The sequence below is a fragment of the Burkholderia sp. IT-111MI5 genome (genome assembly GCF_949752865.1).
In the GTDB taxonomy this organism is placed as follows: domain Bacteria; phylum Pseudomonadota; class Gammaproteobacteria; order Burkholderiales; family Burkholderiaceae; genus Burkholderia; species Burkholderia pyrrocinia_C.
Map to the genome: position 1 here is coordinate 1 of NZ_CATKIF010000061.1, position 304 is coordinate 304.

Annotated in this window: 1 protein-coding gene; it reads right to left on the minus strand. The window is 63.2% G+C overall.

What is annotated here, in order from left to right; translation table 11 throughout:
• Window positions 1-90: 90 nt before the first annotated feature.
• Window positions 91-303 carry a hypothetical protein gene (locus ACM6JT_RS29365; protein WP_414857776.1) on the minus strand — a complete coding sequence of 71 codons (213 nt, stop codon included), beginning with the start codon at window positions 301-303 and terminating at the stop codon, window positions 91-93.
• Window position 304 lies beyond the last annotated feature (1 nt).

Below are 304 nucleotides of genomic sequence, written 5' to 3' on the forward strand. Positions count from 1 at the left end.
CGAGCGACACGGCCTTCGGCCCTCCTACTCGTTCGGCCCTTCGCCCACAACCGGCAGCTACTACGGCCTCTGCTGACTTCTCGCTCCGGCTTACCACCGTCGCCCTTTCAGGCATGAGGCGAGATCTCCCCAGGTAAGAACGCACTCCTTCGCTGCACAACCGCCGGATTTACGCCACTTCGCCTTGATCACAAGAGCTTCGCGGCTCTTTGCCCGCTCGCCCTGCTCGGCAGCGCCTTCTATCCGATTCTTGTCCATCGGCTCGCAGCTTACGCTCCACGCTTCCTCCCCACGCTCGGTCACC